This is a genomic window from Sneathiella limimaris (assembly GCF_012932565.1).
Lineage (GTDB): Bacteria > Pseudomonadota > Alphaproteobacteria > Sneathiellales > Sneathiellaceae > Sneathiella > Sneathiella limimaris.
Window position 1 is genome coordinate 777,777 of record NZ_JABBYJ010000001.1, and the last position, 18,614, is coordinate 796,390.

The 18,614-nt window shown below is 43.6% G+C and carries 19 protein-coding genes, 1 tRNA gene and 2 pseudogenes; 9 read left to right on the forward strand and 13 right to left on the reverse strand.

The annotated features are described in order from the left end of the window. Nucleotides 1–28 precede the first annotated feature (28 nt). From HH301_RS03700 to HH301_RS03720, 5 genes are all read left to right on the forward strand, one after another. Complete coding sequence (locus HH301_RS03700; protein ID WP_169566766.1) at nucleotides 29–1,057, forward strand: hypothetical protein; 1,029 nt, start codon at nucleotides 29–31, stop codon at nucleotides 1,055–1,057. 147 nt (nucleotides 1,058–1,204) lie between these two features. Beyond that, nucleotides 1,205–1,459 (forward strand): helix-turn-helix domain-containing protein, encoded by a 255-nt coding sequence (locus HH301_RS03705; protein ID WP_169566768.1) that lies wholly within the window; start codon nucleotides 1,205–1,207, stop codon nucleotides 1,457–1,459. Continuing rightward, nucleotides 1,456–2,757, forward strand: a complete 1,302-nt coding sequence (locus tag HH301_RS03710) for a type II toxin-antitoxin system HipA family toxin (RefSeq protein WP_169566770.1) — start codon at nucleotides 1,456–1,458, stop codon at nucleotides 2,755–2,757. The genes HH301_RS03705 and HH301_RS03710 overlap by 4 nt, the downstream gene beginning before the upstream one ends. A gap of 267 nt (nucleotides 2,758–3,024) precedes the next feature. Next, complete coding sequence (locus tag HH301_RS03715) at nucleotides 3,025–3,360, forward strand: helix-turn-helix domain-containing protein (RefSeq protein ID WP_169566772.1); 336 nt, start codon at nucleotides 3,025–3,027, stop codon at nucleotides 3,358–3,360. Next, nucleotides 3,357–4,571, forward strand: a complete 1,215-nt coding sequence (locus HH301_RS03720) for a type II toxin-antitoxin system HipA family toxin (protein ID WP_169566774.1) — start codon at nucleotides 3,357–3,359, stop codon at nucleotides 4,569–4,571. The genes HH301_RS03715 and HH301_RS03720 overlap by 4 nt, the downstream gene beginning before the upstream one ends. 494 nt (nucleotides 4,572–5,065) lie before the next feature. Here the strand turns inward: HH301_RS03720 and HH301_RS17940 are convergent. The 4 genes and pseudogenes from HH301_RS17940 to HH301_RS03740 all read right to left on the reverse strand — a co-directional run. Next, nucleotides 5,066–5,329: pseudogene (locus tag HH301_RS17940) on the reverse strand (DUF262 domain-containing protein); the annotation flags it as partial. 422 nt (nucleotides 5,330–5,751) lie between these two features. Continuing rightward, on the reverse strand, nucleotides 5,752–6,774 hold the full coding sequence (locus HH301_RS03730; protein WP_240969433.1) for a tyrosine-type recombinase/integrase: 1,023 nt from the start codon (nucleotides 6,772–6,774) through the stop codon (nucleotides 5,752–5,754). A 29-nt stretch (nucleotides 6,775–6,803) separates the two neighbouring features. Then, nucleotides 6,804–7,079: pseudogene (locus tag HH301_RS17945) on the reverse strand (helix-turn-helix domain-containing protein); the annotation flags it as partial. Between the two features lie 65 nt (nucleotides 7,080–7,144). Further along, nucleotides 7,145–7,621: a helix-turn-helix domain-containing protein gene (locus tag HH301_RS03740; RefSeq protein ID WP_169566780.1), complete on the reverse strand. Its 477-nt coding sequence runs from the start codon at nucleotides 7,619–7,621 to the stop codon at nucleotides 7,145–7,147. 201 nt (nucleotides 7,622–7,822) lie between these two features. On the opposite strand from HH301_RS03740, the gene HH301_RS03745 reads away from it, so the two are divergent. Genes HH301_RS03745 through HH301_RS03755 form a run of 3 tightly spaced genes read left to right on the forward strand, consistent with a single transcriptional unit; the run spans nucleotide 7,823 to nucleotide 9,744 of the window. Continuing rightward, nucleotides 7,823–8,917 (forward strand): hypothetical protein, encoded by a 1,095-nt coding sequence (locus HH301_RS03745; protein WP_169566782.1) that lies wholly within the window; start codon nucleotides 7,823–7,825, stop codon nucleotides 8,915–8,917. Between the two features lie 19 nt (nucleotides 8,918–8,936). Beyond that, nucleotides 8,937–9,266 (forward strand): STAS-like domain-containing protein, encoded by a 330-nt coding sequence (locus HH301_RS03750; protein WP_169566784.1) that lies wholly within the window; start codon nucleotides 8,937–8,939, stop codon nucleotides 9,264–9,266. Beyond that, on the forward strand, nucleotides 9,256–9,744 hold the full coding sequence (locus tag HH301_RS03755) for a hypothetical protein (RefSeq protein WP_169566786.1): 489 nt from the start codon (nucleotides 9,256–9,258) through the stop codon (nucleotides 9,742–9,744). The genes HH301_RS03750 and HH301_RS03755 overlap by 11 nt, the downstream gene beginning before the upstream one ends. A 134-nt stretch (nucleotides 9,745–9,878) precedes the next feature. Here HH301_RS03755 and HH301_RS03760 read toward each other — a convergent pair whose 3' ends face one another. From HH301_RS03760 to HH301_RS03785, 6 genes are all read right to left on the reverse strand, one after another. Beyond that, on the reverse strand, nucleotides 9,879–10,334 hold the full coding sequence (locus tag HH301_RS03760) for a helix-turn-helix domain-containing protein (protein WP_169566788.1): 456 nt from the start codon (nucleotides 10,332–10,334) through the stop codon (nucleotides 9,879–9,881). A 6-nt stretch (nucleotides 10,335–10,340) separates the two neighbouring features. Then, a complete protein-coding gene (locus HH301_RS03765; protein WP_169566790.1) occupies nucleotides 10,341–11,411 on the reverse strand; it encodes a hypothetical protein in 1,071 nt (356 codons plus the stop codon). A 122-nt stretch (nucleotides 11,412–11,533) separates the two neighbouring features. Next, complete coding sequence (locus tag HH301_RS03770) at nucleotides 11,534–12,274, reverse strand: helix-turn-helix domain-containing protein (RefSeq protein WP_169566793.1); 741 nt, start codon at nucleotides 12,272–12,274, stop codon at nucleotides 11,534–11,536. An 18-nt stretch (nucleotides 12,275–12,292) separates the two neighbouring features. After that, on the reverse strand, nucleotides 12,293–13,840 hold the full coding sequence (locus tag HH301_RS03775; protein WP_169566795.1) for a hypothetical protein: 1,548 nt from the start codon (nucleotides 13,838–13,840) through the stop codon (nucleotides 12,293–12,295). Then, nucleotides 13,837–14,076, reverse strand: a complete 240-nt coding sequence (locus tag HH301_RS03780) for a hypothetical protein (protein WP_169566798.1) — start codon at nucleotides 14,074–14,076, stop codon at nucleotides 13,837–13,839. The genes HH301_RS03775 and HH301_RS03780 overlap by 4 nt, the downstream gene beginning before the upstream one ends. Before the next feature lie 148 nt (nucleotides 14,077–14,224). Then, nucleotides 14,225–14,301, reverse strand: a tRNA-Arg gene (locus HH301_RS03785). Between the two features lie 167 nt (nucleotides 14,302–14,468). Here HH301_RS03785 and HH301_RS03790 point away from each other — a divergent pair. Continuing rightward, complete coding sequence (locus tag HH301_RS03790) at nucleotides 14,469–15,209, forward strand: proteasome-type protease (RefSeq protein WP_169566800.1); 741 nt, start codon at nucleotides 14,469–14,471, stop codon at nucleotides 15,207–15,209. A 12-nt stretch (nucleotides 15,210–15,221) separates the two neighbouring features. Here HH301_RS03790 and HH301_RS03795 read toward each other — a convergent pair whose 3' ends face one another. The 3 genes from HH301_RS03795 to HH301_RS03805 are packed head-to-tail and all read right to left on the reverse strand — an operon-like array spanning nucleotide 15,222 to nucleotide 18,518. Continuing rightward, the gene (locus HH301_RS03795; RefSeq protein ID WP_169566802.1) at nucleotides 15,222–16,097 is read right to left on the reverse strand and encodes a transglutaminase family protein; all 876 of its coding nucleotides are present in this window, start codon (nucleotides 16,095–16,097) and stop codon (nucleotides 15,222–15,224) included. 11 nt (nucleotides 16,098–16,108) lie between these two features. Then, nucleotides 16,109–17,068 (reverse strand): alpha-E domain-containing protein, encoded by a 960-nt coding sequence (locus HH301_RS03800; RefSeq protein WP_169566803.1) that lies wholly within the window; start codon nucleotides 17,066–17,068, stop codon nucleotides 16,109–16,111. Continuing rightward, the gene (locus HH301_RS03805; RefSeq protein ID WP_206378155.1) at nucleotides 17,058–18,518 is read right to left on the reverse strand and encodes a circularly permuted type 2 ATP-grasp protein; all 1,461 of its coding nucleotides are present in this window, start codon (nucleotides 18,516–18,518) and stop codon (nucleotides 17,058–17,060) included. The genes HH301_RS03800 and HH301_RS03805 overlap by 11 nt, the downstream gene beginning before the upstream one ends. Between the last annotated feature and the right edge of the window lie 96 nt (nucleotides 18,519–18,614).

Sequence of the window (18,614 nt, forward strand, 5' to 3'; positions counted from 1 at the left end):
AAAACTTGCTGGTCACGAAAGCCCAGATATGACATTTCGTCACTATCTGCATTTCTCGGACCTTATTATTGGTCTGAAGTTACGACGTTCAAGTGGCCCGCTCAGTAGAGAATTAATTCGCCAGATAGCCGGGTTGAGCAAAAGCAAAATGACTCGATTAATAAAGGGTGCTGCTGCAGAAAAAGACCTGACTGCTGTCTCTGCCGAAAGAGTAGTGAACAGTTTGCAATCTGAATTAGAGAAGCTAGTTAAAGACCATTATGAGCCAGCCTTGCAAACACCAATAACTCAGTCGCTGGATGATTTTTGTCGCCAGAAATCTATCGATCACAAAGTGCTGTGTCTTCTACTTCAAAGACGCAATGAGGGGTATTCAAAAGAACGCCTTGCTAGGGATTTTAATATTTCTCTTATCGATTTGGATCGTTTTATAGCCAATAGTTGTGCTATCACCGAAATAGAAACGAGAGAGGCCAATGCTCGTTTAGGGTTTAAGACTTCAGAGGAAGAGAAATCCTGTAGTCTTTTTATTCCCACTGAACCTTCTAGCCGCGTTCTTGCCCTACAGGCAGCTAAGAACATTCAGGATTTGGAGGCTCAGATTGCGGAAGAAGGCGTTGAAGCTTTTAAACCGTATTTGCGGCACTATTTGACCCATTGTTTAAAAGATAAATCCTATACGCGTTTTACAAATTTTGACGAGTTAAATGAGTTTATATGCAAGTTTGAAGGGGTTATTCCGCGAACCAGATGGTTAGTGGAAATATCTACTTCCAAAACATCTCTTCGAAAATATAAAGAAAATTCGCTTTCCAAAGTGACGTACCATTTCGTTGAGAATCCAGGATCTCGCTCAGAAAGCTTTCGGCTGTATCTTATGCATCCGCATATGCAAGAGAAACTTGGTGCCTGGAAGGTGACCGAACGGAAGAGTGCTAATTATCAAAAATATTCTTCTTCAGAACTGCGATATGTCTTTCCCTTGATGGTAATCAAGTATTTTACAAGTGAGGACTGGCTTCAGGTGCATTCAATTGATGGGCAAGAGGTTGAGTAGGGTGTTGATCGGACTGGAGCGTAAATTTCCAAAAATTACTCTATAGGGTAATTCTTATATTATTACTCTCTAGCGTAATTTTAATAATTTACTTTGTAGCGTAAATTTAAATATGTTACGCTATGGCGTAAATAAAGGAAATTCGCTATGAAATTGACAGCTCGAAATGCAAAGCAGTTGGGGGATGCTATAAGGCGTGCACGCAAAGCCGCCGGGTTGACGCAAAAAGATATCAGTACGCGGACTAACTTACGCATCGCGACCATATCAACGTTAGAAAATGGAGATACTGGCACACAAATTAAAACAATCTTTCGTGTGTTGGAAGCACTGGAGCTTGAGTTTGACCTTCTACCACGTCAAAAGCCTGCATCTGTTCAACTAGAAGACTTGATGCAATGAAACAACTCTCTGTTTTCTTAAACGGTCGCCATGTCGGAAGCATATCCCTCGCCCGTTCCGGCGCGATAAGCTTCCAATATACCCAAAGCTGGCTTGACCTAGAGGGGGCGTTTCCAATTTCTTTGTCCCTGCCGTTAAATGAGAAGCCTCATCAAGGTGGACCGGTTATTGCGTATCTGGAAAATCTTCTTCCTGACAATCAAGCCATCCGTGAACGAGTTGCTGCGAAAGTGAATGCCTCAGGTTTGGATGCCTTTAGTATGCTGGAGAAAATTGGTCGTGATTGTGTCGGGGCTTTACAATTTCTTTCAACCAACAGCGACATTACGGCAAGATCAGCATTAGAAGGTCAGCCCGTCAATGAAGCAGAAATTGCACGGACGCTTCGTGACCTTAAGACTGCTCCACTGGGAATGAGGGACGATGATGATTTCCGTATTTCTATTGCTGGCGCCCAAGAAAAAACGGCCTTTCTAAAACGAAATGATCAATGGGAACGCCCCCGAGGTATGACACCCACTACGCATATTTTCAAAACGCAGTTAGGACAATTACCAAATGGAATTGATTTGAAGGACAGCGTGGAAAACGAATTTTTCTGCATGAAATTTTGTCAGCATATGGGGCTGAATATTGCCAATGTGGAAATTCATCAGTTTGAAGATATCAAAGCTCTAGTCGTTGAACGGTTTGATCGTCGCTGGATAGCGCCAGACAAGCTGATCCGTATTCCCCAGGAGGACTTTTGCCAAGCATTAGCCGTTCCCCCAAGTCTGAAGTATCAATCTGATGGTGGGCCCAATATCGCGCAATGCATGGATCTATTAAAATCCAGCAATTCACCAACCGAAGATCAAACAGCTTTTATGAAAGCACAAATCCTGTTTTGGCTTCTGGGAGCAACGGATGGGCATGCAAAGAATTTCAGTATCTCCTTGCAGCCTGACGGTTTTAGGATGACGCCGTTTTACGATATTTTGTCGGCACAAAAAGCCCTGGATGATGGTCAAATTCGGCGCAAGCAAATGAAACTCGCAATGTTTGTGGGCGATAATAAAAAATATCGCATGGAACAGGTTGCGGTAAGACATTACCTGCAAACAGCGAAAGCGGCTAACTTCGGTACAGCAATTGTTGAAGATGTTTTAAAAGCCGTACAACGGGCTATCGATGCAGCAATAGAGCGCACTTTACAATCACTCCCACAAGAGTTTCCAGAAGCGCTTGTAGAAAGCTTAGTCAACGGCATTCGGAGTCGGCAGCGGATTCTCAAAATGGGAATTGAGGGCAACGGATAAAAAGTCTGATGAGAAAGCTCCTCGATCTGATGACCGAGGGGAAGCGAAGAGTTTAGTTTGAGCATTGAGCGCGTCATTGATCTTTCTATGAAGCAACGTTGCCCAGTCGTAAAGGCCTCAGCAGTACTGCTTAATTTTGAGAGGGTTGCGGATAATCCAATCAACGATTAGACCTTCATTGCTGACGTTAAACATACATTGTTTTTTTTAAAATGTCCTATATAATAAACAAATATATTTTTATTGTTCATTTTATAAGACAAAAAAATGAAAACCCAAGCCAATAGCACGTTACCAAGAGGGGCACGACAAGCCCTAAAGAAACTGGGAGAGGATATTGCCGTTGCTCGGAAGAAGCGGCGGATTTCCACCGTTTCCATGGCTGAACGCGCGTTTATTAGCCGGAATACGCTTTATAAGCTCGAGAAAGGTGACCCCTCGGTTTCTATGGGAGTGTACGCAACGGTGCTTGCCATTTTGGGGCTTGCCAACAATTTGGGGCAGGTTGCTGATCGGCGCGAGGATGCTTTGGGGCTAGATCTGGATGAGGAAAGCTTGCCGAAGAAGATCCACTCCAAGCGGCAGCAGAGGCCTAAGTCATGACAGACAGTATCGAAGTCTATATCGACCATGCCGGGGAGACCCACCGGGTTGGTATATGCCGCTATGTGGCCAAAGGTCGGCGGCAAAGTTCTGTATTCGAATATGATGAGAACTGGTTGAGTAAACCAGATGCCTTTGCGATTGATCCGGCGAACCTGCCTTTAGACCAGCAACAGATCTATACCAATTCCGAAAAATCGGGTTTGCCTGGCGCGCTGCGAGATACCGCTCCAGATCGGTGGGGACAACAGCTGATTAAACGTGCCTTTCGCAAATCCGGAGAGATGAGAACTCTCTCAGAAATTGACTTTCTACTGGCCATCAATGACTTCACCCGGATTGGAGCCCTTCGCTACAAACGAGAAGGGGAAGAGAGTTTCGATCATGATATAGGTAACTATCGTGTTCCCCCTCTTATTCAGCTTCCGGCACTTATAAATGCCGTAGACGCCGTTGCAAATAATACCGAAACAGCTGAGGATCTGAAGTTGCTACTAAATGAAGGATCTCCTCTAGGTGGCGCTCGGCCTAAATCTGCAGTGATGGATAAGGACGGTACTCTGGCAATCGCTAAGTTTCCAAAGCCAGATGATGACCGCAGCATTCCCCACGGGGAAGTCTTGGCAATGACACTCGCGAAGAAAGCAGGGATAAACGTGGCTGACGCACGCCTTCAGGATGTCGCGGGCCGCCCCGTGTGCCTTATCACCCGATTTGATCGGAAGGAAGGACAACGAGTGCCTTTTCTGTCCGCAATGAGCTTGCTGGGGATGAATGATGGGGATGAAGCGACCTACACAGATATCGCTGAATGTATCCGTATGTACTCAAGCGCCCCGACAGAAGATTTACACGAACTATGGCGACGCATTGTTTTCAATGTGATGATTGGTAATTTGGACGACCATCTGCGCAATCATGGATTTCTCTACGATCATGACAATAAATGGCGACTATCTCCAGCATATGATCTGAACCCTGTACCGATTGAGGAGAAGGCGCGAGAACTAACAACCTGGATATCTGAAGAAGGACCAGAAGCTGATTTGGATATAGCTCGCAGAACAGCACCTTATTTTGCCCTCAAACAAGATCGCGCGGAGGAAATCATTGAGGAAGTCACAACTGCACTAAACGAGTGGCAAAATTTAGCGCGGCAGTTAGGAATGAGTGCGGCTGATATATCAGTTTACGCGACGGCTTTTATTTAAACTCACCCCCACGGCATTAGCTCTTCACACTCACTGTTATAACAAACAGCCCGTTTCTATTTTCAGGTTATCTGGTACCTTGTTGTAAATGGAGTTTAAGCGCCAACAGGAAAATTTTTCTGAGACACCTAAAACGTTTGCTTGGGTTCTGATGCAAACACGAAAGCTATAGGGCAGCGGATAAAAAGCCTGATGAGAATTCCCCTCGACCTGATGACCGAGGGGAATAACATTCGCTAACTGTGGCTGTTGAGGGTATCTTTGATCTCCCTATGAAGCAAGGTTGCCCAGTCGTGAAGACTCCAGCAGTATTGCTTAATTTTGAGAGGGTTGCGGATTATCCAATCAACGATTGCATCTTCATTGCTAACCTCTTCCAAGCACCCTAGGATTTGATCCAAAGGCAACTCATCTGAAATCTGAAGAGCAATTATTAGCGCCCCCGCAAACCGTTTAAGTTTTGCAGGTTCAGAAGGATATGGCTCAGACTGAGGCCTGAAGTTTCCATAAAGTGTTGTTATCCGCTGCTGTCCATCGAGAAGGAGTTTTACAACACCTGCCGCGAGGGGACCGTCTCCACGGTGAGATGCTGTTTCTGATTTTGTTACCCAGACTAAAAGGCCACCTATTGGATGACGGCGGTAGAGTGAATCCATCAATCCGCGAACTTGATCTTTATTCCAAACATATCCTCGCTGGAATTCTGGCAACGCCATATGACCGCTATCAAGGTGATCAAGTATGGTGGAGATTTTCATGATTCATCCCAATACTTTTTTTATTTGCAAGTCTGTGACTGCTTTATTTCATATATTTATAACTATTGAGAGAACTGTTCGTCAAATAATACTAATTTTTTTAAAAACTCGAAAATTTGAGCTCTTGAACTAGCGTAATCAGTAACAAATGAACTGCCCAGAGTCAGGGGCGAAAGTTCAAAAGTGTGATATCTACGATTTATTGGGGTGCCACATAGGTGCCATGAGTGATTTGCTCACAACATGGAAAAAAACTAAGTCATTGAAAAATATGGCGCACCCGACACGATTCGAACGTGTGACCTCTGCCTTCGGAGTTTCCATATCTGCACGGTTTTTCGCAGTTTTCTGAGTGTTTTTGTGGAATTTGAAAGCGTCAGTTGACGTCGTTTGACGGGGGATACATGGACTTAACGTGGACGTCATTTGAAAGCCCTCATTGCATCTGAAAGATAGTCTGCATGGTGGTGGCTATAGAGAGCGGTAGTGCGCTCGTTGCTATGGCCTAGCCATCCTGCAATTTGAAAAAGAGGAACACCGGCTTGCGCCATCCACGTACCGGAAGTATGCCGCAGCGTGTGTGGCGTCACGTTTTCCAAACCAGCGTTACGGGCAGCGGTGGCAAAGGATTTTTTTATGTCTCCTAATCGCTCGCCATCTTTATGCACAACATAACCTAAGTCGTGACCTCTTGACCGGGCATGTTTCAGTGCAACCATAAGCCGCCCGGGAATGGGAAGAACAGGGCGTCTTTTGGAAGTTTGCATTCGACCAGGAGGATTTAAGTCTATACGCCTTGCCTCGAGATTTACTTGAGGCCAACGCAAAGAGAGGATCGCTTCTTTCCGAGCGCCAGTATATAGGCCGAGCATTATGAACAAAGGAAGGTACAAACGAACTTTTGGTTCAGATTTTGCTGCCCATAGAAGGGCTGCAGCCTCCTTTTTTGTCAACCAACGGTCTTTTCCTGCTGGCTTAGGGGGTAGCCAGACAAACGGTGATCGAGTTACACGTCCCATCTTATGATCGTGGTTGATCGCAGCTCGAAGGACACCTAGTTCTCTCCGAACCGTGCTATCTGATTTCTGTCGAAAGGTTTGGTATGCTTCACATGTTTGCCGGGTAATATCGGAAACTTTATTATTTCCCCAATATTTCAAGAGAGCATCCACGGCATACCCTATGCGTTCAGGACAAGTCGTGTTGACGGCATGCTCATCCACATAGTTTTCAATGGCATCAACAATCATGTACTTCTCCGGAGGGAGAGGTCCGAAATGTTGTCGAATTGATTTAATAAATTTGCCGAGTTCTTCTTGAGCTTCGAACTGATCCGCTGTGCCCGTGCTTCGCTCGCGGGTCTGTCCACGTTCTGACCATCGGATGTAATATTTTTTGCGTTTCTTGAGGAATACGAGGTATGGGCCTCTGTTTGGTCTTGGCATAAGTCATCTCCAATTTTGCTCATATAACGGTCAATTTCTTCTTGCGGGTACATCCATTCGCGTCCGACTTTGCGCCCCCTAAGCTCCCCTTTGGTTCTAAGGGTTCGAATAGTGCGTTCACGGAGGCCAAGGACTTCAGCAAGCATTTTCGCTGTAAGCAATCTTGGTAGATTGTTGTTTATAGATTGGGCTTGTTTATCAACCTGAGACTTAGATTGATTATCAAAGGCCGCCCTGCTAAGTTTTACTTCAGAATGCGATGTCAAAATTTTCTCCTCATTGGTTAAAGTTTTGTCGTATTTCACATTGAAGAGCTCGGGTTGGTTTGGTCGCCTCCGGGCTCTTTTTGAATTTAACTACTGATATTGGATTAATCCTCTTTTTCGTCATCGAAGTAGAATTCTTCAATAATTGCTGGACGACTATCTTTTTCTGGGAATGACCGATTTAACAGCTCTCTAAACTCTTCCCTTTTCATACCTGTGATGGGCATTTTTGTGGTTAAGTCTTCACGAATTTCGTGCAGAGCTGCATCCATTCCCGCCCATATTTCTTCAAAGGAATAAAATGCTGTTGTAATAGCTGAGAGAGGGCGCAGCCATCCAGTTAAGAACTTCTCTTTGTCTTTTGGGTTTTCTGCAACTTCGGCAAAGATACGTGCTGGAGATAGGTTTAATTCAGAGGTTAGCCTTGCAAGAACAGGAAGTGGTGGATATTGGCCGTTTTCTTCGCCAGCTTTTTCATATTTTGCGATAGAATTTACGTTGGCGCCAATGAGCTCAGCCAATTGTTTGCGCGACAATTGTCTTTGTTCCCGCCCTATTTTTAACATTGCTCCAAGGCTCAAGTTAGCGCTCCTGCTTGTACTAAAAGTACATAAGTTTAAAAAATAATCTATTATTCTGTATCATTGATACAAACTCTAAGCAACAGTTTTCCTCTTATAAGGAGAATTTTTATTCAATCTAATTCATCCAAAATTTGAAAAAGTCGTACTTTTCCCATAAGACTGATCAAAAAAATATTGGATTCAAAATTTGATTGATAAATGAAGAAACTTTCAGCTAAGCAAAAATTACGTCAAAGACGCTTGCAGAAGAAGCATGAAGAAAGATCTTTGAGAAGTAAGAGAATTCACAAACATATGCGTAAATATGGTGCGAACTCTCGACCCCCTAGATCTGGAGAAATAGGGTTTCGTAAAAAATTTATAACATTACACATTCCTGCTTCTCTCAGCTTTGAAGATAATCAAGAAGAAACCTTGCAATTTTTTCAGCGGTTTAAGGAATTAGCCTCTCAGCATCCTTCGCAAAGGTTCAAAATTGATTTCACAACTATGGAAAAGGTGGGCGTTGCTGCTGCATTGGTTCTTGCTGCTGAATTAGATAGATGGCGGAAGAAAAATAATTTAAGGCTCAGAGTGGTTGATTTCGATGACTGGAACCCCAATATCAGAAGCTTATTTAACGAAATGGGTCTGTTTTCGTTATTACAAATAGAGAAGCTTCCAGTTTATGATGAGCCGGATAAGTCGGTTGAGTTTGTGAAGTTTACAACGGGCCGCGGCGCGGAAGGGCAAGCTGCAAAAGAGCTTAGGCTGGCTATCCAAGATACATTTGATATTGAAGTTCCGGAAAGTTCTAAACTTTATTCTGCTTTGATAGAAGCTATGACAAATGCGAAGCACCATGCATATCCTGATGATTATGAATATAAACATCCTCCTTTAAAACTTCAGTGGTGGATGGTTGGCTCTTTCGATAAGGTTAAAAATAATTTAACTATAGTGTTTTTTGATCAAGGAATAGGTATACCTCGTACAATACCGAGAAAAAATACGAGAGAAGCAATTGAATTCTGTTTGGCAAAACTTGGTCTAAAAAATAATGATGCTTCTTTGATTAGAGCTGCTATGGAGCTGAACCGAAGCGGCACAGAGCAAAGTAATCGTGGATATGGATTATATCGAAATATTAGAAATTACGCTGACTCAATGCCAGAGGGGAATTTTAGAGTACTCAGTGGCAAAGGTGAGTATCGATATTCACCACATAACGATGCCTTTAAGAATGGTGAATATTTGTTAACTCTAAATTCGGATATTGGTGGCACCTTAATTCAGTGGGATGCAAACTTGTAATCCGTTACAGGAGAAGGAGATGAGAGTGATAAATCTTGCAAATGATTTTTCTGATGTACCTGCTGGTAGATTCGTGACAGACGGACCTTTTTCTGGTGAAAAATTTAGAAAAAGCATCTTGGTGCCAGCTTTCAAACAAGAACGTAATATAGTCGTAGAGTTGGATGGTGGCGAAGGTCATGGCTCATCATTTTTGGAAGAAGCGTTTGGCGGCTTAATTCGCGAGGAAAAGTTTTCTTTGGAAGAGTTGGAAGAACGACTAGTTTTAGATAGTAAAGACGAGTTACTGGTTGCTGAAATATGGGAATATATCAAGTCTGCAGAGAATGTTGGATTGAATGCCAAATGAAGTTCTAATTGGTTTCGGTGGAGCTGTCATCGGCTCAATAATTACAATTATTGGTTCGCACTATATTGGCATATTACGAGATAAAGGTGCTGATCTAAAAAGTAGAGTTGGTTGTATTGAAGATTTGATTAGAAACTTACAGGACTTGTCTGTAGAGTATTGGTCAAGAGATTTAGATCAAGATATTGCAAAACCTTTAGAAAGAGATATAAAAAAACAAAAAAAAGAAATAAAAGATGAAATTGATAGATTAAAAAAATCAAAATCCAGCACTATAAAACGTAAAAAGTTAAACAAAGATTTTGATGTATTCCTAGTTCAGTTTTTTAAATATACCAATGGTACCATAGATACTACGAGAGAAGCCCCCTATTTTGAGCGTAATCCTCACCAAGCAGATCCTAAGAGAATTTCGAAGATATTAGAGCTGCGGGGCAAATTAGTTACTGAACTTAGAAACAGTTTTGGTTTGACTTAATATCCGGTTAGCTTTCTAGCATGATCTTGAGCGTACAGAGACTAACGTAATTATTTCTCCTCCCAGAATATTGTCTAGCATTTAGAAGGATCGTAGCGTCGTCCAAAATTCAATGAGATAAACTACAAAAATTATTAGAAATTCTGCTTATTAATTACATAGTGAACTGTTGAACGTGAACAATTTGATACTTCTGCTATCTGGCGGATTGACTGTCCTTTCATGTGAAGTTTAAGTATTCTCGAGTTTCGATTTTGAATTGTTTCGGCTTTATGAGCTTTATACTGAGCATCAAAATTAGCCTCAACAACTACCATAGGTAAATCAAAGACAGTGGATGCACGTCCACACGCGATCTGCTTCTGCACACCTTCCAGAACTAACTCTAAAGCCATTTTGCCGGCTAGAACCAAGTTCTTGTGCCTATGTATGGTTTCGGCCTGAATCTTCTCTTCCTGGCCTAATAGGAGCTTCTTACGACTAGCTAGGTTTCTCAAGCGCTTTGCTTGATCTTCGAAGTAATCAGCTAATGAAAGGAGAGATTTGACATCTAGTTCTTCTATTGCATTTGTCTCGGGTTTGCGAAGCATAGCGTGTTACGGCGAGCCAGATTTGAACCGATCCAATAACTTTCCAATCTGTTCTAGCCCGTCATAAGTACTTGGTAGTTTGTTTGAGTCGGTTAGGATGCCGCTAAAAATTAGGTTTTCAAATTTTTCAAGCACTACTCCATCTTTCTCTTTAATTTCAGAGGAGTATTCAGCATAGCTTTGGATAAACTGACAAAGTGTTTGCCTTAGTTCAATTTGTAGACGTTGTAATTTTACGGAATTATAGCTGTGTAAAATCACTCTAAAGAAATAAATTAGAAGTATTTCTATAGCTATTATAGTTGGTAGGTATACCAGATGTGAAAAATCAGGATTTTCTACGCTGAATATTAGGAAATAAAGTTCTGACAATAAAGGTACTAAGGCTAATATCCCGACGACTACTAACCCTGTAAAATGCCACCTTTGTTTTATTATAATTGTTTTCTTGAGTTCCTCAAAGCCTTGAAATAGTCCAACGAAGTTAAAACCAACCTCATACTCTTTCAGAGCTGCCTGTAGTTCAGCTACTTTGCGTTCTTTTTCACTTAATATCGCTTCCCAGCTTTTTGTTAGTGTTTTTGCCTCCTCAATTTTGTTATTGAAATCTCTAAAGCTTTCTATTCCCTCTGTATTTAACATTGAGCTAACTAGTTCAATTGGCATTTTGAGGCGAGCATACAAATATTGTGAATGTTCGTCTTCGCCTTTTGAAGGATGAATTTTGTCGATATCTGCTTTTATAAACTGCAGTTCTGTACTCAGTTTTTTGTTTGAGCCAATAAAAAATTCCAGTTCGCATAGAAATCTATATAAGTATGAACTTATATCGGAAACATCAGACTGCATAGATTCGGAAAAGTTTGCTAACTGATCTACCAGATGTTCGCCTATCGACTGTCTATTGTAGACAGTTTTTTCATCCCATAGTTCTGGGTTTTTCTGTATGAAGGGTAAGACTGAAGTAACGAACTTTATTTCTGCTTTGATCTCATTTGTTAATGGTTCGCATTTTTTTAGTTCTCTTAAAAATGATGCAATAACATTTTGAGTATTTTCATCTGCAAAATTCATCATGTTAGCAAGTGTCCGTGAATGTAGTATTTGTTTTCGGTAATTTACCTCATAAATAGTGTGATTGCAATTTTGTAGCATTGGCGTCAATGTTAGGGCAGATGATTATCTGCCCTATATCATAACTAATCATCGGTATATTTTTCGCTGTTTCTGGGAAACAGCTTTTTATCTGAAAAGTTTGGAAAGTTAGTAGAGTAAAAAGCTTCACTTTTAAACTTCGCTCTTATCTCGTGAATAATTTCTTCATGATTTTCCCATTCGATCCAAAATATTTTATGAGAAGGAGCAAGATTATAGTGCTCAGCTAGCTTCGACAAAGCGCTCATTTCAATATTGTATAAATCTACACCATAAATAGCTGTATCGATAATTCTTAGGGAAAGTTCTGTAATTCCTAAATTCAGCATATTTTCAGTCGAAATTCCTTTTGCACTTGCCAGTTTCTTTAGTTCGTCTTCTCCTAGAAATCTGAGAGCAGATTGTAAGGCCTCTACATGAGCCAGAGCTTTAGTAGGTTCAGCGGCAAACCCGGTTTCTCTAATGCAGTTAATTTCTTCTATATGATCCAATGCTTCAGAGAAGTATTTTGTGTGATTAGACTCAGATCTAGTAGTTTCATTTTCGCTCTCTGGCATTCCTAATAAAGATTCTGAGTTTATTTCGAGTACCTCGCATAAAGTTTGTAGGCGGGAAATGTTGGGTTCCATACTTCCATACTCATATTTCTCAATAGATTTTTCTGGAATATTGGTGATGGCTGCCAATTCTTTGCGGCTATAGCCTTTGTGCGTTCTTGCCATTTTCAATCGCTCCGCTGGAGTGATTGTGCTGTCAGAAACCTTTTGCGTGGTTAGATCTTTCATAGCTACTGATCCTATAAGTTATTGAAAAATATAGTTTGAGGGGTGTTCCCCGGGAGTTTCGGAGAACTTCCCCGAGTTGGCGTTTAACTGGAAATGTTCAGATTGATGGTTTGAGTGATAATTGTTGTGGTCTGTCTCTCTTCCGTTGAGAGGGTCTAGGACAGTTGTCGTTGTTGTGTGCTTCATAGAAGCGCTCTCGCGCCAAAGGCGAAGGGCTTGCGTTTGCACTTTGTCTAATTGCCTCTTGCGGATGAGGTCGTTTAAATTCCCGGAGAAATTGCGTACAATTAGACAGGGTTCATAGCGTCGGGTGAATTTCGGCATGGGGTTAGTGATCGCCACAACAATATCTTGCGTCTCTCCACTTTCATTCCGCTCTTGCTTGGCTCCAGTGCGTGCCTTTGGTTGAACGTTCCATCCCCATCTTCCGTTCTGATCTGGAGCTTTAACCAGCTTCAGGCGGTCCTCACGGAGCTTTCTGCGAAATTCCCGGATAGGTCCAAGTGGATGAAAGAACTTTAGTCGGCAAGTCTGTAGGAATAATTCTTTGAGCTCGCCATTTGTAAGGAGGTCGAACTCACAAGGTTTAAAAACGTATTTAACACACTCAGCTGGGTTCCGAATTCTCTCGTCGTGGGCGTACCCCTTATCAAAACGAGATTTTATAAACTCCATTGTCTCTGCCCACTTTTTGGGACCAAGACGCTTCGTGGAGCGCATTAAGACATGGGAATGCATGTTTAGGTGGGGGTCATTATCACTGGCGCGTTTGATCGTATTTTCAACATTGTAGTAAACAAACTGAATTCCCCGTTCTTTCAATACGGGGTCGGCACTTATCTTGGAGATTTTCCGGGTAAAGGCCTTGTGTTCGTTACGATACGAAGAAAGCGGTACCCATCCGTTGCTTATCACTAGCATGCGGAGATGTCTTCGATTGCTGTTATCCATGAAGTATCGAACGTGCCTAAGCATGTCATGCACATTGCGGGCTTGCATGGATGGGATAATGTTAGAGTTTCGGAAGTGGTTGGCCTTTTCCACTTCACCAGAACAGAGACCGATGATTGTCGTAGAATTATCTTGTTGATAAGCTGGTATACCTTCGCTTTCTAGCCGTCGTGCAATATCGAATGATTGTTCTCTTAATTGCCTTTCTCGGCTTTTTGCTTCGATAAACTTTTCTCTGTTTAATTCCTTCCCGACAGTTTTCTCCCATAGCTCTGCTGTAGATAGAACACCGGTACCCTTTGGAAGTTGACTGCCGTTTAATTTTATTTCTCCGGTAAGTACATCATAGACTTCACGTGCCGTAGACACTGCCAGTATATCATTAGTACCAAAGCGAGGGTGTTCCCCCTCGCGCTCCCCCCGCTCGCCGCGTGGCAGGGGTGCAGGAAGGTTTTTCCTGCACCCCAATACAGAAGCTTGTAGTGTTGCCGCCGGGTCAAGGGACTGCCGCACCAATTCTGAGCTGCGCTCAGAACCGTGCAGTCCCTTGACCCGGACGTCTGTTGAGAAAGATGGAGATGGTCGCTGCTGGGGCGTTGGGTGTCTCGAAATCATTGGAGAGTGACACCCTGCATTTCTGCTAACGAATTATGTTCGTAACGATCGCAGACTATCTTGAGAGCTTCTGTGTACTCCTCTCCAAAAATCTCAATGGAAGCGACAAAAGTTTGATCCGCAATTGCTTGTAATGCATTTGCTTGATCGACGTAGCCGAGTTTTTTGTATTCGGCGACGAGTTTGCATGTAAGAGCTAACCATTCAGCAGAATCGAGTGCAGTAAACGGTATCATGCTGAACCTCCAAACTCGGAGATTTCAACAATTGCGATATGCTTTCTAAGTGGTGAGTTTGGTGGATAAAACTTAGTGTAACGAGGACATAACTCGGACAACGCCGGAGAGATTACAGGCGTAAATACCGCTAAGTTGTTGGGAAATATGGCGCACCCGACACGATTCGAACGTGTGACCTCTGCCTTCGGAGGGCAGCGCTCTATCCAGCTGAGCTACGGGTGCTGAAGAGGACCTTCGTATAACGTACCTCAAATCAAAGCGCAATGATAAAGTCTTTTACGTTTTGGGGAAAATCTGCGCTTTAGCAATAGATTTGCTTCGGCTTTTGAAAAATTTTGGTATTTTGTGAAAAATGGATTCTGGGGATGTCCCTAGCTGAGGAGTAATGAATGACCTATTGCGTTGGCATGGCCTTGAAAGAAGGGCTTGTTATGGTGTCGGACAGTCGCACCAATGCGGGCGTTGATCATATTTCTGTTTTTCGAAAGCTTACTTTGTGGAATGAGCCCAATGAGAGGATTATTGCTCTTACGACTGCTGGAAATTTGGCGGTTACACAGGCAGTTGTAGATATGGTCACGGAAGGTCTTCCGCTGGATGAAGATGAGGAAGAGGATGTTGTGACCATGGCGACCGTTGAGACCATGCGTGATGCGGCTCGCCTGGTTGGAAAAGCCCTTCGGCTAGTGGAGAAGCAGGATGGAGAAGCCTTGCGTCAACAGGGAATGGATTTCAATGCAACGTTTCTGCTGGGCGGACAAATTAAGGGCGGTAAAATGCGGCTCTTCAATATTTACTCTGCAGGAAATTTTATCGAAGCCACAGAACAGACACCATATTTTCAAATTGGCGAGACTAAATACGGAAAACCCATTGTTGATCGAGTGATTCAATATGACTTGGAGTTGAATGAAGCTGTCAAACTTGCCCTTATTTCTATGGACTCCACACTCCGCTCCAACATTTCAGTCGGGCCACCACTAGATATCCTGACTATCCGACGGGATGCCCTTAAAATTGAGACCCAGAGGGTCATTGATGAGGGAGATCCCTACCTTCGGGAAATTCAGAAACGATGGGGCAATGCGCTGAGATCAGCTTTTAAACGAATTCCGCCAATGCCGGAATGAGCGCGCAAGATCTTACGGGTTGATTTTTTCCACTGTGACACTGACCTGCATATCCATGAAGTCTTCGGGCATGCCAAAATAAGTTCCCCGGACTACAATCGCCTGTGAGGGATCCCGCGTAACAGCGACACGGATCAAGTTTGTTCCGCCAATAATGCCGTTGGTGGGGTCATATTCGATCCAGCCTGCACCTGGCAGGAACACTTGCGTCCAGGCATGGGTGGCACCTGCACCCCGAAGCCCAGACGTTTCAGTCTTGTTGGGATCATATAGATAGCCAGTCACAAAACGGGCAGCAAGGCCAAGGGTTCGGGCGGCTTCAATCATTAGAAGGGCAAAGTCCCGACAGGTTCCTTGTTGCTTGATAAGGGTCTCATCTGGAGCCTGAGTTCCCTCTTCATTCCGGGTGACATACTCAAACTCTTCGCGAATGATCTGGGTCATGGCGGATAAGGTTTTTTCGGTTTCCCCGTTCCCTTGCTCCAGACACCGGTTCGCCCAATCAACGATCCGGTCTTCTGGGTCTGGATAATGCCGTTCATGAGTGCGGGCGAGGTCCCCAACTTCGTCTGCCGAGTAAGTAAATGGCAGGCGCTGGGCATGAATATCGATTGGAAATTCTGTGTCTTCCAGTCCGTAATGTTCAACAACAACGGTGCTTTCAAGAACCAGATGATCAGAAGGCTCTTTAAATTCAGCAACAGCTATGGAGTTACTGAACACATCATGATGCCATCTGACTTCTGCTGTTGGGGATAGACTAAGCTCGCTGGAGACATGACGTAAATCGTGACTGTCTCTGGGGCGGAACATAAGACGGTGCTCACCAAACGAGAGAGGCCTGTTATACCGATACTCTGTCCGGTGACGAATACGCAGGGTCTGCATTTTTCATTGTCCTAGTTACCCTTACCGAAACAACCTTTTGCGAGTACCGTTGTAAACGTGACCAGTTGTTGCTGCAAGGTATCAGCAAATTCATGGAGTCCAGTCGAAACCAATGACTGAACATCTGCCCCTGACAACTGCTTGCGGATGATTTCCAATGCCTGCATGGCGTCCCGGGCTTTTTCCACGTCATGGAGTTCAATAAGCTCATCCATATAGTCGCGGATTTCCTCAATACAATAATTCACGGACCGCGGGAAGGAAATATTCAACAAAATGAAATCGGTAATTTCATGAGACCTAAGGTGTATAGGATGGGTCCGGCGATATGCCTGATACCCGCCGACCGACCGCAACAGGCCTGTCCAATGGGATAGGTTTTCGCCAGCATCGGCGTCACCATAGCCAAGCTTTTGGGCACGGCGGAAGCCGACATCCAAGAGCCGTGAGGCCTGATCAGCCCGTTCCACCATCTTACCAATCCAATAGAATGTGTAGGCCTGATCCCGATACAGGGTTGCTTCGGTAATGCCCGAATGTGCTTGGCACCTTTCTTTGATGCTTTGACAGAATCCAGAGAAACGACGCGTTTGAATGTCGCGCTTTTTAACCGTCGAGAAAAAGTTATGCAGAGTATTAATCTCTGACCACATCTCTGTACTGATTAAGTGCCTTAAGGAGCGGGCATTTTCGCGAGCCAACATAACTGATGTGATCAGTGATGTAGAGTTCTTTTTATCAATGGAATAGAAGTAGATCACATCTTCAGTTGTGATTTTTTTATATTGCTTTTTGTATCGTTCAAGATCGCCATTGACCTCCAGAATGAGTTCCCAATCCTGGGTTCCATGTTCATCCCGAGAATGTGTCTCGGTGACTTCCAAAAGGCGAGCTAGACTATCTGTTCGCTCCATGTAACGAGCGAGCCAGAAAATATTCAGCGCAAATCTCGATAGCAGACTATTTTTCAAGTACCCAGGTATCCTTAGATCCGCCCCCTTGCGAGGAGTTAACAATTAATGAGCCTTTGTTGAGTGCCACTCGGGTCAAACCACCCGGTAAAACCCATGTGTTTTTGCCTGTAACTGCAAAAGGTCGCAAATCAACATGCCGAGGCTCAATGCCTTCTTTGACCAACGTTGGGCAAACTGAAAGCCCAATAACTGGTTGCGAAATATAATTTGCTGGATCGTCCAGCAGTTCCTGTCGGCGCTGTGCCAACTCTTTTTTCGTAGCCCTTGGCCCCACCATAACACCGTATCCGCCAGCCTCACCAACTGGTTTGACCACAAGTTTATCAAGGTTGTCCAAGGTGAAATCCAAACCCTCTTTTTCACCACAGATATTTGTTTCTACGTTGTCGAGGATGGCATCTTCATCCAGATAATATTTGATGATCCTGGGCATGTAAGCATAGATTGCTTTATCATCCGCCACGCCGGTTCCAATTGCATTCGCAAGAGTGACATTTCCTTTACGATAAGCTTGGAATAGTCCTGGAACACCCAGCATACTATCTTTTCGAAATGCCTTGGGGTCGAGAAAATCATCCCCAATCCTTCTGTAAATGACATCAACCTGCTCTAAACCGGCTGTCGTTTTCATGTAGACCTTATCATCTTCTGTGACCAGGTCTCCCCCTTCGACGAGTGGAACACCCATTTCACGTGCTAGGAAAACATGCTCAAAATAGGCAGAATTGTAGACGCCTGGAGATAGAAGAACGACTGCTGGATTTGGACCTGCTCCTTTTGGGGCAACTTCAGCCAATGCTTTGTAAAGATGCAAGCCGTAGTCAGAGACCCGCCGGATCCCAACGCCTTTCAGGAAGTCAGGGAAAGTTCGAAGCATTAAATGGCGGTTTTCAACCACATAGGACACCCCAGATGGTGTGCGAGCGTTGTCTTCCAGGATTTTAAAACTGCCATCCACATCGCGCACCAGATCGATACCGCAAATATGAACGTAAGTATCCTCGGGGATATGAACCCCTTCCATCTGCTTGCAGTAATTTTCGTTTCCGAAAACCAACTCTTTCGGAATAAGTCCGTCTTTGAGGATCTTCTGATCGTGATAGATGTCCTTTAGAAACGTGTTGATGGCTTTCACACGCTGCTGAACACCTCTCTCGATCTTATCGAAGTCCTGTGCCGTGATTACTCGCGGTAAAACATCAAAGGGCAATATTCGGTCGATCGCCTGACTGTCGGTATAAACAGTAAAGGTAATCCCCAAATTGTAGAGTTCTTTTTCGGACGCTTCTGCCCGACGACGGAGCGCTTTCAGACTCATCTTATCAAGTCTGCGATTAATAGTTTCAAGTGTCCGGGACGGAACTGAACTATTGTCAGGTAATCCCATGAGTTCACAATAGAACTCGCCCTGATCATAGGCTCCAAGTAGGCCTTTAAGAGAATTCATGACTACCATTTTCTAAGTATTACTCGTTTACGGTAGCGGGATTTTTGAATGATGTCTAGCCAGCTATTTAAAATTTTTAGGCGTATATTTATTGGG